Origin of the sequence: Vannielia litorea, assembly GCF_018424695.1 — a bacterium.
GTDB classification, from domain to species: Bacteria; Pseudomonadota; Alphaproteobacteria; order Rhodobacterales; family Rhodobacteraceae; genus Vannielia; species Vannielia litorea_A.
Window position 1 is genome coordinate 77,255 of record NZ_QTNQ01000001.1, and the last position, 15,862, is coordinate 93,116.

13 protein-coding genes are annotated in these 15,862 nt (G+C 63.7%); 7 read left to right on the forward strand and 6 right to left on the reverse strand.

Translation table 11 applies throughout. The features are described 5' to 3' along the window. Positions 1-58: 58 nt before the first annotated feature. From DYI42_RS00385 to DYI42_RS00395, 3 genes are all read right to left on the reverse strand, one after another. Complete coding sequence (locus DYI42_RS00385) at positions 59-2,053, reverse strand: tripartite tricarboxylate transporter permease (protein WP_213544038.1); 1,995 nt, start codon at positions 2,051-2,053, stop codon at positions 59-61. Positions 2,054-2,122: 69 nt separating this feature from the next. Then, the gene (locus DYI42_RS00390) at positions 2,123-3,193 is read right to left on the reverse strand and encodes a Bug family tripartite tricarboxylate transporter substrate binding protein (RefSeq protein WP_213544039.1); all 1,071 of its coding nucleotides are present in this window, start codon (positions 3,191-3,193) and stop codon (positions 2,123-2,125) included. 52 nt (positions 3,194-3,245) lie between these two features. Continuing rightward, positions 3,246-4,529, reverse strand: a complete 1,284-nt coding sequence (locus DYI42_RS00395) for an acyl-CoA dehydrogenase family protein (protein ID WP_342344577.1) — start codon at positions 4,527-4,529, stop codon at positions 3,246-3,248. On the opposite strand from DYI42_RS00395, the gene DYI42_RS00400 reads away from it, so the two are divergent. Further along, a complete protein-coding gene (locus DYI42_RS00400; RefSeq protein WP_213544041.1) occupies positions 4,504-5,316 on the forward strand; it encodes an IclR family transcriptional regulator domain-containing protein in 813 nt (270 codons plus the stop codon). The two genes, DYI42_RS00395 and DYI42_RS00400, sit on opposite strands and share 26 nt — an antisense overlap. Before the next feature lie 86 nt (positions 5,317-5,402). Here the strand turns inward: DYI42_RS00400 and DYI42_RS00405 are convergent, their stop codons facing one another. Further along, entirely contained in the window at positions 5,403-5,930 is a 528-nt protein-coding gene (locus DYI42_RS00405; RefSeq protein ID WP_244867342.1) for a MarR family winged helix-turn-helix transcriptional regulator, read from the reverse strand. 231 nt (positions 5,931-6,161) lie between these two features. Here DYI42_RS00405 and DYI42_RS00410 point away from each other — a divergent pair, with 231 nt between their 5' ends. The 6 genes from DYI42_RS00410 (at position 6,162) to DYI42_RS00435 (ending at position 12,363) form a co-directional block, all read left to right on the forward strand. Further along, positions 6,162-7,442 carry a Rieske 2Fe-2S domain-containing protein gene (locus DYI42_RS00410; RefSeq protein WP_213544042.1) on the forward strand — a complete coding sequence of 427 codons (1,281 nt, stop codon included), beginning with the start codon at positions 6,162-6,164 and terminating at the stop codon, positions 7,440-7,442. Between the two features lie 245 nt (positions 7,443-7,687). Next, the gene (locus tag DYI42_RS00415) at positions 7,688-8,626 is read left to right on the forward strand and encodes a PDR/VanB family oxidoreductase (protein WP_213544043.1); all 939 of its coding nucleotides are present in this window, start codon (positions 7,688-7,690) and stop codon (positions 8,624-8,626) included. Then, entirely contained in the window at positions 8,616-9,803 is a 1,188-nt protein-coding gene (locus tag DYI42_RS00420) for a Gfo/Idh/MocA family protein (RefSeq protein ID WP_244867344.1), read from the forward strand. The genes DYI42_RS00415 and DYI42_RS00420 overlap by 11 nt, the downstream gene beginning before the upstream one ends. Beyond that, entirely contained in the window at positions 9,800-10,792 is a 993-nt protein-coding gene (locus DYI42_RS00425; RefSeq protein WP_244867346.1) for an ABC transporter substrate-binding protein, read from the forward strand. The genes DYI42_RS00420 and DYI42_RS00425 overlap by 4 nt, the downstream gene beginning before the upstream one ends. 14 nt (positions 10,793-10,806) lie before the next feature. Further along, positions 10,807-11,250, forward strand: coding sequence for a hypothetical protein (locus DYI42_RS00430; RefSeq protein WP_213544044.1), 444 nt, complete (start codon positions 10,807-10,809; stop codon positions 11,248-11,250). Positions 11,251-11,319: 69 nt separating this feature from the next. Next, on the forward strand, positions 11,320-12,363 hold the full coding sequence (locus tag DYI42_RS00435) for an amidohydrolase family protein (protein WP_213544045.1): 1,044 nt from the start codon (positions 11,320-11,322) through the stop codon (positions 12,361-12,363). Positions 12,364-12,768: 405 nt separating this feature from the next. Here the strand turns inward: DYI42_RS00435 and DYI42_RS00440 are convergent, their stop codons facing one another. Next, complete coding sequence (locus DYI42_RS00440; RefSeq protein ID WP_342344578.1) at positions 12,769-14,256, reverse strand: aldehyde dehydrogenase family protein; 1,488 nt, start codon at positions 14,254-14,256, stop codon at positions 12,769-12,771. A 213-nt stretch (positions 14,257-14,469) separates the two neighbouring features. Next, positions 14,470-15,821 (reverse strand): IS3 family transposase gene (locus DYI42_RS00445; protein WP_213544046.1). Its coding sequence is split into 2 segments (ribosomal slippage): positions 14,470-15,483 and positions 15,486-15,821, totalling 1,350 coding nucleotides; the frame shifts between segments, so codons are not numbered across the junction. Positions 15,822-15,862 lie beyond the last annotated feature (41 nt).

The window sequence follows — 15,862 nt, forward strand, 5'->3', positions numbered from 1 at the left end:
GGCGGGTCGGGCGGCTTCGGCTGACGTCTGCACCTTTCGAGGTCGGAGCGGCGGGGCATCAAGTCCATCCCAGCCAGGACAGCGGCGCCTCGATCAGCGCCGGGTGCCAGAGAACGCCGCCGAGCCGGTCGAAGACGAAAAACAGGATCAGCCCTCCGCAGAGCGCCTGGGCAAGCGCCAGCCTCCAGCGGCGGCGGAAGGTTGCCAGCGAGTAGGCGCCCATCGCGACAACGATGACGAGCGGTTGCGCGATCAGGTAACTGAGCACGACAATCGCGCCCAGCCAGAACAGCGTGGCGCCCTCCCGCCAATCGCCAGCGAGCGCGGCGGCCCCGGGCCAGCGTGGCCGGGCCGCCGACCAGTCCTGCCGGGCGGTTGCCAGGGCGAGCAGCACCAGCGGCCCGGCCGCGAACAGCGGGAAAAAGCGGCTGTCCCACGGCCAATCGAGCGAGGTGACTGTCGCGTAGATGGCCAGGGCGGCGACGATGAGGCCCAGAATCGCCGAACTCGCCGTGGTCAGCGCCGGATCGCCCTCCGGGTTCTCGATGTAGGCCGTGTCCGTTCCCGCACGGCGCCTTTGCTTGCGCTTCTTCCATTCGGTGCGGATGCCCAACAGGAGAGTCAGGATCACCAGCACCGCCAGCACCAGGCAGGCCGGTCGCAAGAGCCATGAAAACCCGTGGATCTGAATGGACAGATCCAGCGAGCTTTCGATGATCGGCCCGATGATGAAGCCCAGGATGAAGGCCGGGCGCGACCATTCGGCCCGTTTCATGGCAACGCCGATAAGACCGAAGACCAGTAGCGTGATCCAGTCGCCCATCTGGTTGCCGGTCATCCACGCCCCCATCAGCACAAAGAGCGTGACACCCGGCACCAGCAGGCGGCCGGGGACATAGGCGAAGCGCGCGAACTGGCGGCTCCAGAGCATCAGGACGGCGGCCCCGAGGATGTTGGCGATGACCAGGATGATGACCAGGCTGAAGGTCACGTCGAGATGGCGGCTCAGCATGGCCGGGCCGGGCGTGAGCCCCTGGATCAGGAAGGCGCCGAGCAGGATCGCCATCGGCGGGCTGCCGGGGATGCCGAAGACCAGGGTGGGGATGAGCGCCCCGCCCTTTGCCGCGTTGTTGGCGGTCTCCGGGGCGATGACGCCGCGCACATCTCCCTTGCCAAACATCTCGCGGTCCTTGCTGGTCTGGACCGCGTGGCCATAGGCGATCCAATCGACGATGGCGCCGCCCAGGCCGGGGAGCATCCCCACATAGGTGCCGATGGCGCCGCAGCGGAGCACCAGCCACCAGTTGCGGACCGCGTCGCGGATGCCATCCAAGAGGCGGCTTTGCCCGTCGGCCAGCGCTTCGTTGCGAGCAATCGGCTTGCCGTGCCGCGACAAGTCGATGATCTCGGGCAGCGCGAAGAGGCCGAGGACGACCGGAACCAGAGGGAGCCCGTCGAGAAGGTAGATGAAGCCAAAGTCGTAGCGGGCGATGGCGCCCTGGGGCGCATAGCCGATCATCGAGGCGAGCAGGCCGAAGGCGGCTGCGGCCAGCCCGGACAGGATCGAACGTCCGCTGATCGAGCCGACCATGACGAGGCCGAGCAGGCCGAGCATGACAAACTCTGGGGCGGCGAAGGTCATGATCAGGGGTTTGACGATGGGAATGGAGACGGCGAGGGCGACCGCCCCGAAGACGCCGCCGATGGCAGAGACGGTGAAGGCCGCTCCGAAGGCGCGCGGGGCTTCACCCCGCTTGGCCATCGGATATCCGTCAAGTACCGTGGCCTGCGAAGCGGCCGTGCCCGGCACCCCGAGCAACACGGATGATAGCGTGTCGCTGGTTGTCGTCACCGCGAACATGCCCAGCAGGAAAGCCATCGCCGAGCCGGTGTCCATGGTGAAGGTGTAGGGCAGCAGAATGGCCATTCCGGTGAGTCCGGACAGGCCGGGCACGATGCCCAGGCACAGGCCGATCGCGATGCCGGCCAGCAGGAAGGCCGGCGCGGGCCAGGTGAAAACGAGAGAAGCGCCGGAAAGGATGACATCCAACATCTGGATTCGTATCTCGATGAGGGGGAGGGGTAACCAGGGCCGTGGAGGCCCTGGTTGTGTCTCGTGCCGTCAGTTGGAAGAGGCTTGGGCTGCGTAATCCTTCAGGAACGCCTTGGTCTCCGGCGCGGCGTCAAGTTGCTCGTCGATCAGCGCCTCCGCCTCATCGCCGAGCACGAAGACCGGAACGAACTTGAGGCTCTGCAAGGCATCCTGCTTGAATTCCTCGTCGTCCCGAAGGTCGGCGAGGGCCTGGCGCAGCGTCGCCACGGCCTCTTCCGGCGCGCCGGGTGGCAGCGCGATGATGCGCAGCATCCGGGTGGAGAGCCGGTTGATCGTGTCATAGGCCTCCCAAAGCGGGCCTGAAGGTTCCTCGCCTTTCACCTGAACGTAAAGGTCGTAAAAGGTCGGGATCGACTCTGGCACGCCTTCGGCGCCCGTCGGCTTGCCATCACGCCAGACCTCGTGCTGGAACACCGGAATGACTTCTCCGGTCTCCACCATGGTCGGGACCACCACCGACATGTAGGAGGGCACGGTTTCCTCGAAGAACTGCAATTCGTTCTGGAGAATGGCCTGCCGCGCGGGCGCGCTTCCCTTGAACCCGGTGACGTGCCGGTAATTGGCGCCCAACAGGTCGAGCGACATGCGGATCAGCAAATCCTTCGACACGGCGGGGCGGAAGCCTCCCGACAGGAACTGTTCCGCCTTGAGAATGTCGGCGGGTTCCGTCATGCCCGGCGCGACATCGGTGCGGACATAGGCGACCGGCACGCCCTCGACACCGCCGATGACCTCAAGGTCGCGCAGGTCGATCGTCAATGCCGGATCTTCCAGAAGCTGATATTCATAAACCGAGGTGAAGTAGGACATCGTAAGCCCGTCCGGCTGGGCCGCCTCGCCGAGGTAGTTGGTCGCCACCAGACCTCCCGCGCCGCCCATGTTTCGCACGATAACATCCGGTGCGCCGGGAATGTGCCTGGCCAGGTGCTTGGCCACCAGGCGCCCCTCGATATCGGTCGGTCCGCCGGCCGGATAGTTGATCAGCACATCGAGGCGCTTGCCTTCGTAGAAGGCATCCTGCGCCTGCGCAGTCGCGCCGAATGCCAGCATGGCACAGGCCAGCAAAAATCGTTTCTTCATGTCTTCCTCCCTGTTTTTTCAGTCGCGAACCAAACCGGTTCGGTTTTCACCCCTAAACGCACTCCTCCAACACGCGGCGGGCGATCGCCATCCGCATGACCTCTGACGGACCCTCGGTGATCATGAAGCTCCGCTGATCACGCCACATCCTCTGGATCGGCAGGTCGAGCGTGAGCCCCATGCCGCCGTGAAACTGCATACAACGATCCGCGACCCTGAAGCCCATCTCGTCGCCATAGACCTTGATCATGTAGCTCTCGAGCCGGATGTCCTCGCCGCGATCCAGTTTCCAGGCCGCCTGGCGGGTCATCAGTTGCGTCGCGTGAAGCTCCGTCTGGCTGTCGGCGAGTGCCCATTGCAGCGACTGGCGTTCGGCCAGCGGCTCGCCGAAGGTGCGGCGCTGCGTCGCGTAACGCGCGGTCAGCTCAATGCAGCGGCGGGCCACGCCACAGGCCCGCGCCGCGTGCCGTATCCGCCCGAGGTTGATCCATTTCTGCGCCAGCGCAAAGCCTTGCCCCTCGTCGCCTACGCGGTTGCCGACGGGCACCCGCACGTTCTCGAAGGTAATCTCGCAGGGCGCGTCGCCCATCATCGTCCGGTGCCGCGCTGTGATCTTCACCCCCGGCGTGCCCATATCGACCAGCAGGCAGGTGATCTTGCCCTTGCCGCCGTCCTCGGCAGGGGTCTTGACCATCACCTGCGCGAAGTCGGCCTTTTCGGCGTGGGTAATGAACCGCTTGGTGCCATTGACGACATAGTGTTCGCCCTTCCGCACCGCCCGGGTCCGAATGCCCCGCGGGTCGGCCCCGGCGTCCGGCTCCGTCTGGGCAAAGCACGTCTGCTTCTCTCCCCGGCAGACAGGGTCGCGGTAGCGCTCGGCGAGATCTCCGGTCAGGCCTGCGAGAATCGGGCCGACGGCCGGGCCGAAGATCGACTGGTCGCGGGCGGGCAGCGCCGTGGTGCGGCTGATTTCTTCCCAAAACACCACCATCCCGAGGGCACCGAGTCCCGCGCCCCCGAGTTCCTCGGGCAGGTCCAGCAGCCAGAGGCCGGCCTCCTTCGCCTTGGCGGTGATGGCCTTGCGCTCCGCAGCGGGGAGGGTTTCATCATCGCCCAGCTTGCTTTCCAAGGGGATGAGCTCGCGATCGACGAACCGGGCGAGCATGTCTCGAAACGACGCCAACTCTTCGGGTAGAGCCAAATCCAAGATGTTTCCCCCCAAATGAAACGAGACGAGTGGGCCCACGCGCCTCTTGACTGTGCGCACAGCGCACAATATGGTCATATTACGCACAACATAGAGATCTAAGATGAAGTCGTCAACACAGGGGCCCATCGATCAGGCGGACTGGTTCGTCACCTCGCTCGATCGCGGATTGCGCGTTCTGCGCGTGTTTGACGGAAGCACACCGATTATGCGCGTCAGCGAAGTGGCCAAGCGCGCGGAAATATCGAGAGCGGCAGCACGGCGCTTTCTGCTCACCCTCGAAAGTCTTGGCTATGTCGGTTGCGATGCAGAACAGCGCTACTTTCTCAAGCCACTCACGCTCGCGCTCGGCTATTCCTACCTGTCGTCGATCGGAATCGCCGAGCTTGTGCAGCCGATTCTCGATGCCACGATGGCCGCGACGGACGAATCTTGCAGCATGTCCATTCTTGTGGGGAACGAGATCGTCTATCTTGCTCGGGCAAAACCACACCGACCACTGCAAATCGTGATCCGACCGGGCGACCGGCTACCCGCCAGTGTAACCTCGATGGGGCGGGTGCTGCTATCCGGCCTTTCAGAACAGGATCTGAACGAATACCTCGAAACGGCCGAGCTCAGGGCATTCACGGATTACACCATAACGGATCCGGGCCTGTTGCGTGCGCGCATTGAGGCGGCGCGCAACGACGGCTACGCGCTTGTCGATAGCGAACTGGCGATCGGCATCGTGTCCATTTCTGTGCCAGTGTGCGGCCCCCAGGGCGATGTTCTGGCGGCACTCAACATCGCCAGCCAGGCCAGGCGGAGCCGGGGAACCGATCAGGTCTTCCCGCATCTTTCGAAGCTCCAGTCCGCCGCCGACCAGGTAGCAAAGATTCTGGCCTCGCTTCCCGCCGGGTTCTTCCACAGCTGAGCATGCCCGCAGAGCGGAACAGCCCGCCTCTCAGAACGGAAGTGGACACGCTGCCACGGGCCCGCCGTTACCGGCCGTCGATGTGGCTATGCAGCCGGATTGCCCTTGGTCGGCGGGACCCGCACACCGCGTCGGGCAGCATCGGCTTCGTCCTTTTCGAGATTCTGTATGATTGCCGTCAACGCTTTCCGAAGGATGTCACGCTCTTCGGTATTCAGCCCCACCACTGCAATGTCGTTGGCTTCGATTGCCAGCGGTTCGATCTGATCGCGTAACTCCCACCCGCGGGGCGTCAGATAGGCGTGCTGCCGACGCTTGTTTCCCGCAATGTTCCGACGCTCAACATATCCAAGCTCCTCCATTCGGGTCAGCGCGGCATGTGCTGTCGGCTCCGTAAGATGGGCGCGTTCACTCAGCTCGCGTTGCGACAGGCCATCCTCCTGCCAGAGAATGCGCAGGAAGATCCACTGGCCGAAGGTGACATTCTGGGTCTTCAACCGAATTTGGAGAGACCTGTTGAAGCCACGCGCTGCGAGGCGGACGAGCCTCGCGATGCGTTCATCGCCGCGATTGCCCATACCGTTAATGTTCTTGCATTCGTTGATTTCTCTCATTCGATCAGTAGAACAACATCGCAGCCCAATGCCAAGTAGTCCATATCGGGGCCGCAGGCACCACCACCCATCGGATGTGCCCGGCACAGCGGCGGATCCATTGGATCGCAAAAGCCGGCAAACCTGGGCGCATGGCGCAATTCTTCTGTTGACACACAAAACTTAGATCACGAAGATTATAACGGGAAAGCTGGCACCGGAGTCGGCCTGTTGTTGTCCGGAGGAGGTCACATGCTCACACCTGAAGAAAACGAACTGCTCACCCGCGTGACGGGAGATGCACCGATGGCCAGGCTGATGCGTCAGCACTGGACGCCGGTCTGCCTGATCGAGGAGGTGGCGGAGGCAGACGGCAAGCCGCTGCGGGTCGAGGTTCTGGGCGAGAGCTACGTGGCCTTCCGCGACACCAAGGGCCGTCTCGGCATGCTCGACGAGCTCTGCCCCCACCGCAAGGCATCGCTGGTCTATGGTCGCAACGAGGAGTGCGGCCTGCGCTGCCTCTACCACGGCTGGAAGATGGACGTTGACGGCAATGTCGTGGCCATGTCCTCCGAGCCCGAGGGCAGCCCGCTGATGGACAAGGTCAGGGCGCGCTCCTACCCGGTGCGTGAATGGGGCGGTTTCGTCTGGGCCTGGCTGGGCGACAAGGACGAGATGCCCGAGTTCCAGCCCCCCGCCTTCGCCCCGACCGAAGACACTCCTGTCTCGATCCTGAAAATTCGCGTGCCGGCCAACTGGGCGCAGATTCACGAGGGCCAGATCGACAGCGCCCATTCCTCGTCGCTGCATTCATCCAACATGGTGCCGGCGCGGGTCGAGGGGGCAGCGGCTGACGAGAAGTCGTGGTATCGCCCATCGACCGACAAATCCCCGCGGATGCAAACCGAAACCACCGGCTACGGCTTCCACTACGCGGCGATCCGCAAGCCGATCAAGAATGCGCAGACCCACAACTACCTGCGCATCACCGAATTCGTGGCGCCCTACTATTCACTGATCCCGCCGAACAACAACTACAGGGTCGCCAGCGTCATCGTGCCGATCAACGACGATGAAACGGCCTTCCACTTCCTCGCCTTTGGCGGTCCAAACGTTCCCTCGACCGAGGAATGGCGCAAGTTCGCCTATGCGGTGCCGGGTGTGGATGTGGATCACAAGTGGCGCCCCGTTCGAACGCTGGAGAATGACTTCCTGCAAGACCGCGAGCGGATGAAGGAAGGTCATTTCACTGGCATCGACGGTATCCCGAACGAGGATATCGTGATGTGGGTCTCGATGGGCAGCCGGGTTCAGCGCCATACCGATGTTCTGGGGGCCTCGGACCTCGCCATCGTCGAGTTCCGCCGCCTGATGGCGGATGCGGCCAAGAAGGTCGCCGAAGGCGGCGCGGCCATCGGCACCGACTCGAAGGTTCCGCAAAGAGTGATCGCCTCCCACGAGGGGGTCTATCCCAAGGAGACCGACTGGCGCACCTTGGTCGATACCTCCAACGTGACCGAGGCTGCCGAATAAGGCCACGCCCTGTTCCTCATAGACCCGCCCGGGCCTGCCTAGCCCGGGCGGGTCGAGCTTGAGTGCAACGACATGTAAGGCACAGGTTTTCCGCACGCATCCAAACGCGCGGCCCGCGCCATCAGAAGACAGCGCGTCAGCGGCAGGGAGGCCTGAAGTGCCATTGCGGCGCGAACTATGCAGTTGACAGCAAAAACTTAGCTATCTAACCACGCTGGGCGCTGTGCAAAGATCGGGAGGGTTACATGAAGCAGATCAGAATGCGCGTCGAGAAACGGCGCGATGTGACTCCAGGTATTTCAGAATTCACGCTGGTGCCGACCGACGATGTCGATCTTCCCGGCTTCGATCCCGGCGCCCATATCACGGTTGAGACGCCCTCGGGAGCGATGCGCCGCTATTCGTTGGTGAACGACGGCACCGACCCCGCGGCATATGTCGTCGCCATCAAGCGCGAACCCGAATCGCGGGGCGGCTCCGCCTCGATGCACGCGGAGGCGCTTGAGGGCTACGAGCTGAACGTCGAGCCACCCGAGAACGATTTCCCGCTCACCGATGTCCAGAAGTACCTGCTGATCGCCGGCGGGATAGGGATCACGCCGATCTACGCGATGGCCCGCGACCTCGACAAGCGGGGCAAGGCCCTCCGGATCATCTATGTCAGCCGAAGCGCGGAGGAGGCGGCCTATCTCGCCGAGCTGAACGAGGATTTCGCCGGTCGGATCATCGTCCACCATGACGGCGGAGACCCGGCAAATGTCTACGACTTCTGGGACGACCTGGCCACGCCGCGGGCGACCCATGTGTTCTGCTGCGGCCCCAAGCCCCTGATGGAAGAGATCAAGGCGGTCTCCGGTCACTGGCCCGAAGGGCGCATCCACTTCGAGGATTTCAAACCCGTCGAGGTCGTGCGCGAAGACGATACCGCCTTCGAGGTGGAACTGAAGAAAAGCGGCGAGACGGTCACCGTTCCGGAGGACCGTTCGATCCTCGAGGCGCTGCGCGATTCCGGCCATGCGACGAGCAGCTCCTGCGAAAGCGGCACCTGCGGCACCTGCAAGACCCGCCTGCTCGCGGGCGAGGCTGACCATCGGGACATGGTCCTGATGGACGAGGAGAAGGAAGATTTCATCATGATCTGCGTGTCGCGGGCCAAGTCCGGGAGACTGGTTCTTGACCTCTGATCCCGTTCGCCTCGGCGTTGCGGGGCTCGGGCGCGCGTTCATGCTCATGGTGCCCACCTTCAATGCCGATCCGCGCGTGAAGCTGGTGGCCGCCGCCGCTCCCCGGGCGGAGAGCCGTGCCGCCTTCGAGCGCGAGTACGGCGGCAGGGGGTATGAGACGGTCGAGGCGCTTTGCGCCGATCCCTCCGTCGAGGCGATCTACATTGCAACCCCGCACCAGATGCATGTGGATCATGTGCTGGCCGCGGCCAGGGCGGGCAAGCACATCCTCGTCGAGAAGCCGCTGGCGATCTCGATGGAGGATGCCGACCGCATGGTCGATGCGGCCCGCGGCGCCGGGGTGCATCTGATCGTCGGCCCCAGCCACAGCTTCGACCCGCCGGTGGAGCTTGCCGCGCGGCTGATCGAACGCGGTGAGTTCGGGGCGCTGCGGATGATCCAGGCCCTGAATTACACCGATTTCCTCTATCGTCCCCGCCGCCCCGAAGAGTTGAGGACGGAAGAGGGCGGCGGCGTCCTGTTCAGCCAGGCCATTCACCAGATCGACATCGTCCGGCGCCTTGCTGGCGGCATGGCGACGAACATCTTCGCGATGACCGGCGCCTGGGATCCGAAGCGCCCGACCGAGGGCGCCTTCACCGCGCTCATGACCTTCGAGGCTGGCTGCATCGCCAACCTGACCTATTCCGGCTACGCGCATTTCGACAGCGATATCTGGATGAACGATGTCGGCGAGCTGGGCCAGCCCAAGAAGCCCGGCTCCTATGGCGGCGCCCGCCGTGCCCTGAGCAATCTCACTCCCGATGACGAAACGCGCCTCAAGACCACGCGGACCTTCGGAAGCGGAACCACGGTCGATGCGGCGCATAACGAGCATTTCGGGCCGATTATCCTTCTTTGCGACCGCGCCGACCTCAGGCTCACGCCCGATGGCATCGAGGTGTTTTGCGATATCGAGCGCAGCTTCATCGAGGCGCCCTTCGGCCCGGCGCCACGCCGAACGGTGATCGATGCCCTGGTCGCTGCCGTCCGCCGGAACGACCCGCCGGTGCAGACCGGGGAGTGGGGGCTTGCGAGCCTCGAGGTCTGCCATGCGATCCTGCGATCCGCCGCATCCGGCGTGCCGGTCGCGTTGCAGCGCCAATGCAAGACGAAATACGAGGAGCCGACAGGATGACCAATCTCACACTTTCCCTGGCCATGGGGAACTATGACAGGACGCGCGCGATCGTGGACGGTCGGGTGCAGATCGACGGGGTCGATCCCGTTCCGATGCTATTGTCGCCCGAGGAAATGTTCTTCCGCGCCTTCCGGCACCAGGCCTTCGACATCAGCGAGCTTTCGCTCTCCTCCTATTCCATCTCCGTCGCCCGGGGCGATCCGCACTATGTGGCGATCCCGGTCTTCCTGAGCCGGGCCTTCCGGCACACCTCGGTGTATATCCGCACCGACAAGGGCATCGACAAGCCGGAAGACCTGAAGGGCAAGCGCATCGGCATCGCCGAATACCAGCTTTCCGCCAATGTCTGGGTGCGCGGCATCCTGGAGGAAGACTACGGCGTGAAGCCCTCCGATGTGGTCTGGGTCCGGGGCGGCATGGATACTCCGGGCCGCCCGGAAAAGATCAAGGTGCAGCTTCCCGACGATATCACCATGGAAGAAGCGCCCGAAGGCAGCACGCTGAACGGGATGCTCGCCGCCGGAGAGATCGACGGGTTCGTCGGCCCGCGCTGGCCGCGCTGCTTTTCCGAAGGCCATCCCAACGTCGGGCGGCTCTTTGCCGACAGCATCGGCACGGCCGAAGACTACTTTCGCCGCACCCGGATCTTCCCGATCATGCACGTGCTGGGGGTGCGCCGAAGCCTGGCCGAGCAATACCCGTTCCTGCCTGCCGCGCTGCTCAAGACCTTCACCGAGTCCAAGCGCTTGGCCGAGGAGGCCCTGTCGGACACCTCGGCAACCAAGGTCACCATGCCCTTCGTCGAAGACACCCTGAACCGCGTCCTTACGCTGATGGGCGATGACCCGTGGAGCTATGGCGTGGCGGCGAATGTCGGAGTCTTGGACAAGTTCCTCGACTATCATGCGGCCCAGGGCCTGTCGCCGCGCCGTGTCGGGGTCGAGGAGCTGTTCCACCCATCGACGTTCGAAGCCTACAGCCTCTGAGGGGAGCTTCTGAAATGGAAGACTACAAACCCGGCGACATCGTCGAGATCGAAACCTCCAAGGGGCTTGCCTACGTGCAGGTCACCCACGTCCATCCAAGCTATCCACCGGTCGTGATGTTCCTGAACGGACCCTGCGATAAACGGCCAGAGAACGTTTCCACCCTTGCCCGGGTGGGGGACCATACCGTTGCGATGGTTCCGCTGAACGGTGTGCTCAAGAAGCTCGGGCTTCGCCACGCCAAGGCGGGCGAGGCCGAAATTCCCTACGCCGAGCGCAAGTTCCCGACCTTCCGGATGCCGGTGCGGGGCAAGCAGGGCGAGATCATCTATTGGTGGTTCTGGGACGGGCGGGGACTGAGCTACGCCACCGAGCTGGACGAGGCCGAGAAGAAGATGCCGCTGCGCGAGGTAATGTCGTCCGAACGCTTCATCGAGCAACTGCTTTCGGAGGGATGATTGCAGGCCCCCTTTTCGCGCCGGACCGGCGCGGCGCGCCAGCACCGAGAATGGGAGGAGACAATCAACATGGGCAAGCACCTTGCCGAAGCGCCGCTCGAGCCGGATTTGCCGATCATCGACAGCCACCATCATCTCTTTGACCATGCACAGGACCACTCGATCGGCAGCGCCGCCAGAAATCGATTCCTGATTGACGAATACTGCGAGTTCATCGACGACGGCCACAATGTCATCGCTTCGGTCTTCTGCCAGACCACCGTCAAGACCATGCAGCGGGCCTATGGCCCCAAGGAACTCCGCCCGGTTGGCGAAGTCGAATTCGCCAATGGCCAGGCGGCGATGGCGGCGGGGGGCGCCTACGGCCCCTGCCTCGTGGCGGCGGCCATCGTCGGTTTCGCCGACCTGTCGCTGGGCGATGCGGTGCGGCCCGTGCTTGAAGCCAGCATCGAAGCGGCGCCACACCGCTACCGTGGCATCCGGGATCACAGGCTCTGGGACGAGGATCCCACGGTTCTGGGTGCACGCTACAATACCAAACCGCACGACTACCTGGACGACGGGTTCCGCGCCGGGTTCAAGCATCTCGGACAGCTCGGCCTGACCTTCGACGCCTTCGTGCTGGCGCCCCAATTGGCCGACGTCGTCGATCTTGCGGGCCGCTTCCCCGACACACAGATCGTGCTCAACCACTTCGGCGGACCGGTCGGCGTGGGCCGCCACAAGGGCAGGATGGCCGAGGAGTTCCCGGCTTGGCGGGCACATATGGAAGAGATCTCCAGATACGGCAATGTCGTCGTCAAGCTGGGCGGGCTGGGCACCTTCCTGTCCGGATCGCCCAGCTACAACGTCGACCCGCCAGCCAGTTCGGAGCAACTCGCCGAAGAGTTCCGCCCCTATACGGAAACCACCGTTGAACTCTTCGGCGCCGACCGCTGCATGTTCGAAAGCAACCTGCCAACCGACCGGACGGGACCGTTCGGCAATGTCTGCAACGCCTACAAGCGGTTGACGGCGGGATGTTCGCGGGAGGAGCGGGAGATGATCTTCGCAGGGACCGCAAAGCGCGTTTACCGCATCGACTTGCCGGATGACTGGCCCAGCCCCGCATGAGGCCCGGCCCGGCGCAAAGACCGCTCCCGGCGCCGCGCGCGGCGCCGGACTGCTATTGGCACTATGCGCCATCATGGTCGCTGGCCGACGGAACACAGGTAGTCGGGGTTCAGCTCAGGAAGGCCCCGGTGGGGGCGGTCGCCGTCCCATCGTTCCAGAACCCGCACAGACGATGATAGGCCGCGATCTGCCGGGGCATCTGCCGTCCGCGCTCAACACTGCCAGGAACCGACCCCCGAGGCCGGGGCGGCGCATGGTGCCGTCCGAAGCCGTCATGCCGAAATACCCCGCCCGCTGATACGCTGGTGAAGACTTCCCGCCATGCCGCAGCGAGCGCTCCCCGCGCTGATAGGGCACTGAGGTGGGGCTGAGACGGTTGGGGGCCGTGACAGCCGTGTGCCAGGCCTAGTTCGCCTGCCCGGCGAGATTGACGTGGATGTTCTTCTCATGGGTGAAGGAGAGCAGTTCCCCGATCCCTTCCTCACGCCCGATCCCCGATTGCTTCACGCCGCCGAATGGCGCACCGAGGAAATGCAGGCCAACCTCGTTGATCCAGACGAAACCCGCTTCCGCCCGGGCGGCGGCACGATGCGCGGTCGCAAGATCCTTGCTCCAGATCGAGCAGGTCAGGCCGAAGTCCAGATGGTTGACCTCTTCCATCATCTCCGCCTCGTCGGACCACCGCCGAACGGCAAGGACGGGCCCGAAGATCTCTTCCCTGGCAATGGTCATGCCGGCGGTGACATCGGCAAAGATCGTCGGCGCGATGAAGTACCCCTCGGCCAGCGGCCCTTCGGTAACGGCATGGCCGCCGGTGACCACCCGGGCGCCCTCGCGCTTGGCGCTGTCGATATATCCCATGACCTTCTCGAAATGGGCGCGGCTGACGAGTGCTCCCATGGTGGTGGCCGGATCTGTCGGGATGCCGGGCTTGTAGCGGGCGATCTGCGACACCACGCGGTCGAGCACCGCATCGTGCAGATCGTTGTGCAGGAAGGCCCGGCTCGTCGATCCGCAGGACTGGCCGCACCAACCGAAGTTCATGCCGCGCACGATGGCGTCCGCAATCCGGTCCGGGTCGCTGTCGGGGTAGGCGATGAGGGCGTTCTTGCCCCCAAGCTCCAGCAACACCGGCTTCAGCGTTTCGCTGGCGCTGCGCATCACCGCACGGCCCGCGCCGACCGAGCCGATCAGCGTCACCTTGGCGACATCGGGATGCGCGGCCAGGGCGGCCCCCGCCTCGGTCCCGCCGGGCAGCACGCTGAAGGTGCCGGCGGGCATCAGACCGTCCACCAGTTCGGCCAGCCGCAGGGCCGACAGCGGGGCCTGCGCCGGCGGCTTGATGATCACCGCATTGCCCGCCGCCAGCGGCGCCGCCATCTTGCCGCCGCAGAACATGAACGGATGGTTGAACGCCAGAATCCGGGCCACCACGCCCAGCGGCTCCCGCACCGTCATGTTGAGCCGGTCCGGCCCCATCGGAATCGTGTCGCCCTTCATCTCGGTGACGAGGCCCGCGAAGAACTCCATCTGTGCCGCGGCGACCCCGGCATCGCCGCGCATCTCGGTATAGGGGTTGCCGCAGTTCGCCGCGTCGATCAGGGCCAGCTCGTCGCCATGCTTGCGCAGCAGCGCCGCGATCTCCTTAAGGATCTTCGCGCGTTCGAGCGGCGTGACGTCCCGCCATTCGCGGAATCCCCTTCGCGCCGCCTCGACCGCCACGTCGACATCGACCCGACCGGCTTCGGCGACCGTAGCCAGCACGTCTCCTGTCCCGGGGTTGAACGTCTCTGCGTATTGCCCGGTGCGAGGGGGGATCCACGCTCCACCCGAGTAAAGGTCGAGATGGCCAGGTATCGCGTCATGAAAGTTCATGGTGGCTGCTTGTGACATCTGGCTCCCCCAATCGTGGTGCGGCGACTCGCCACGCAACGTATGATAATGTAAGATATCTAAGAAGATAAGTGCAATACCCGAACGCCCACGGCTGGAAACGGCGAACTGGAAACTATGGCTGTCAATCGGCAGGGAGTGTCCGTCGTCAGAGTTTTCCGGAGAGCCGAGGCGGTTTCATAACGGAGGCTCTGGTTCGGTTTCCTTTGAAGTTTAGGCGGCCGCGGCTTGGTGCTGCAACCGGCGTTTTCGGATAGTCTGTTTCTTGATCTTCTCTCTCATCTTCAGGATTTTTGCGCCTCGGCCGTGATAGACTTCGGTGGGTGTCAGGTTGTTCAGGCTCTCGTGGTATCGGTTGTTGTTGTAGTGGTCGACGAAGGCGCTGATCTGCCGCTCCAGGTCGCCGGGCAGGTAATAGTTTTCCAAGAGAACCCGGTTCTTCATGGTCTGGTGCCAGCGCTCGATCTTACCCTGGGTTTGCGGATGATGCGGCGCACCACGGACATGATCCATGTGCTTGTCCTTGAGGTATTCGGCCAGGTCGGTCGCGACGTAAGAGGCGCCGTTATCGCTGAGCAGCCGTGGTTTGTGCACGACGGTCGCGCTGTTGCAGCCCGAGGCGTCCAGTGCCAACTCCAGCGTGTCGGTCACATCCACAGCCTTCATCGTGGTGCACAGCTTCCAGGCAACGATGTAACGGCTGTAGTCGTCGAGGATTGTGCTGAGATAGAACCAGCCCCAGCCGATCACCTTCAGATAGGTGAAGTCGGTCTGCCAGAGCTCGTTCGGGCGCGTGGTCTTGTCCTTGAACTCATCGGCTGCGCGGATCACGACATGGGCCGGCGCCGTGATCAAATCCTCGGCGCTGAGGATGCGATACACGGATGATTCCGAGACGAAGTACCGCTTCTCGTCGGTGTATTTGACCGCCAGTTCCCTAGGCGTCAGGTCTTCGTGGTCGAGCGCGAACTCGACAACGTCCTCGCGTACCTTGTCCGGGATGCGGTTCCACACTGACTTGGGCCGTGGGGAACGATCAGCCAGGGCATCGACGCCACCGTCGCTCCAGCGAGCGTACCAGTCATAATAGGTGCTGCTGGGGATGCCGAGCTTCTTCAGGGTTTGCCGGGTTGGCAGGTGCGATGCCTCGACCGTGCGGATGATCTCAAGCTTCTCTGAGGCGGGGTATCTCATTCTTCGTCGCCCCCATCCCCGATCATGCTTTTTTTGAGCAGACGGTTCTCAAGCGTCAGCTCGGCAACCACCTCCTTCAGGGCGGCAGATTCCGACCGCAGTTCTTTGACTTCCGGGGATGTCGCTTGTCGCGCCGTGTCACCCGCCAAGCGGTTCTTCCCAGCTTCAAGGAATTCCTTCGACCACGAATAGTACAAGCTCTCTGCAATCCCCTCGCGGCGACATAGCGCGGCGATGCTCTCCTCGCCACGCAGGCCCGCCAGGACAATCCTGATCTTCTCCTCGGCAGAGTAGTGCTTGCGCGTTTTGCGTTTGATGCCCCTGACCAGCTTATCAGCGGCGTCCTTCGATGTTCCGGATGTCTTGTTCATCTTCGCTCCATAATGGCTTCGATGAACCAGAAATCCTCCGT

Coding starts and splice junctions, on each gene's coding strand:
- DYI42_RS00385 (WP_213544038.1), bottom strand. CDS start 2,053: ATGTTGGATGTCATCCTTTCCGGCGCTTCTCTCGTTTTCACCTGGCCC.
- DYI42_RS00390 (WP_213544039.1), bottom strand. CDS start 3,193: ATGAAGAAACGATTTTTGCTGGCCTGTGCCATGCTGGCATTCGGCGCG.
- DYI42_RS00400 (WP_213544041.1), top strand. CDS start 4,504: ATGAAGTCGTCAACACAGGGGCCCATCGATCAGGCGGACTGGTTCGTC.
- DYI42_RS00395 (WP_342344577.1), bottom strand. CDS start 4,529: ATGGGCCCCTGTGTTGACGACTTCATCTTAGATCTCTATGTTGTGCGT.
- DYI42_RS00405 (WP_244867342.1), bottom strand. CDS start 5,930: ATGAGAGAAATCAACGAATGCAAGAACATTAACGGTATGGGCAATCGC.
- DYI42_RS00410 (WP_213544042.1), top strand. CDS start 6,162: ATGCTCACACCTGAAGAAAACGAACTGCTCACCCGCGTGACGGGAGAT.
- DYI42_RS00415 (WP_213544043.1), top strand. CDS start 7,688: ATGAAGCAGATCAGAATGCGCGTCGAGAAACGGCGCGATGTGACTCCA.
- DYI42_RS00425 (WP_244867346.1), top strand. CDS start 9,800: ATGACCAATCTCACACTTTCCCTGGCCATGGGGAACTATGACAGGACG.
- DYI42_RS00430 (WP_213544044.1), top strand. CDS start 10,807: ATGGAAGACTACAAACCCGGCGACATCGTCGAGATCGAAACCTCCAAG.
- DYI42_RS00435 (WP_213544045.1), top strand. CDS start 11,320: ATGGGCAAGCACCTTGCCGAAGCGCCGCTCGAGCCGGATTTGCCGATC.
- DYI42_RS00440 (WP_342344578.1), bottom strand. CDS start 14,256: ATGTCACAAGCAGCCACCATGAACTTTCATGACGCGATACCTGGCCAT.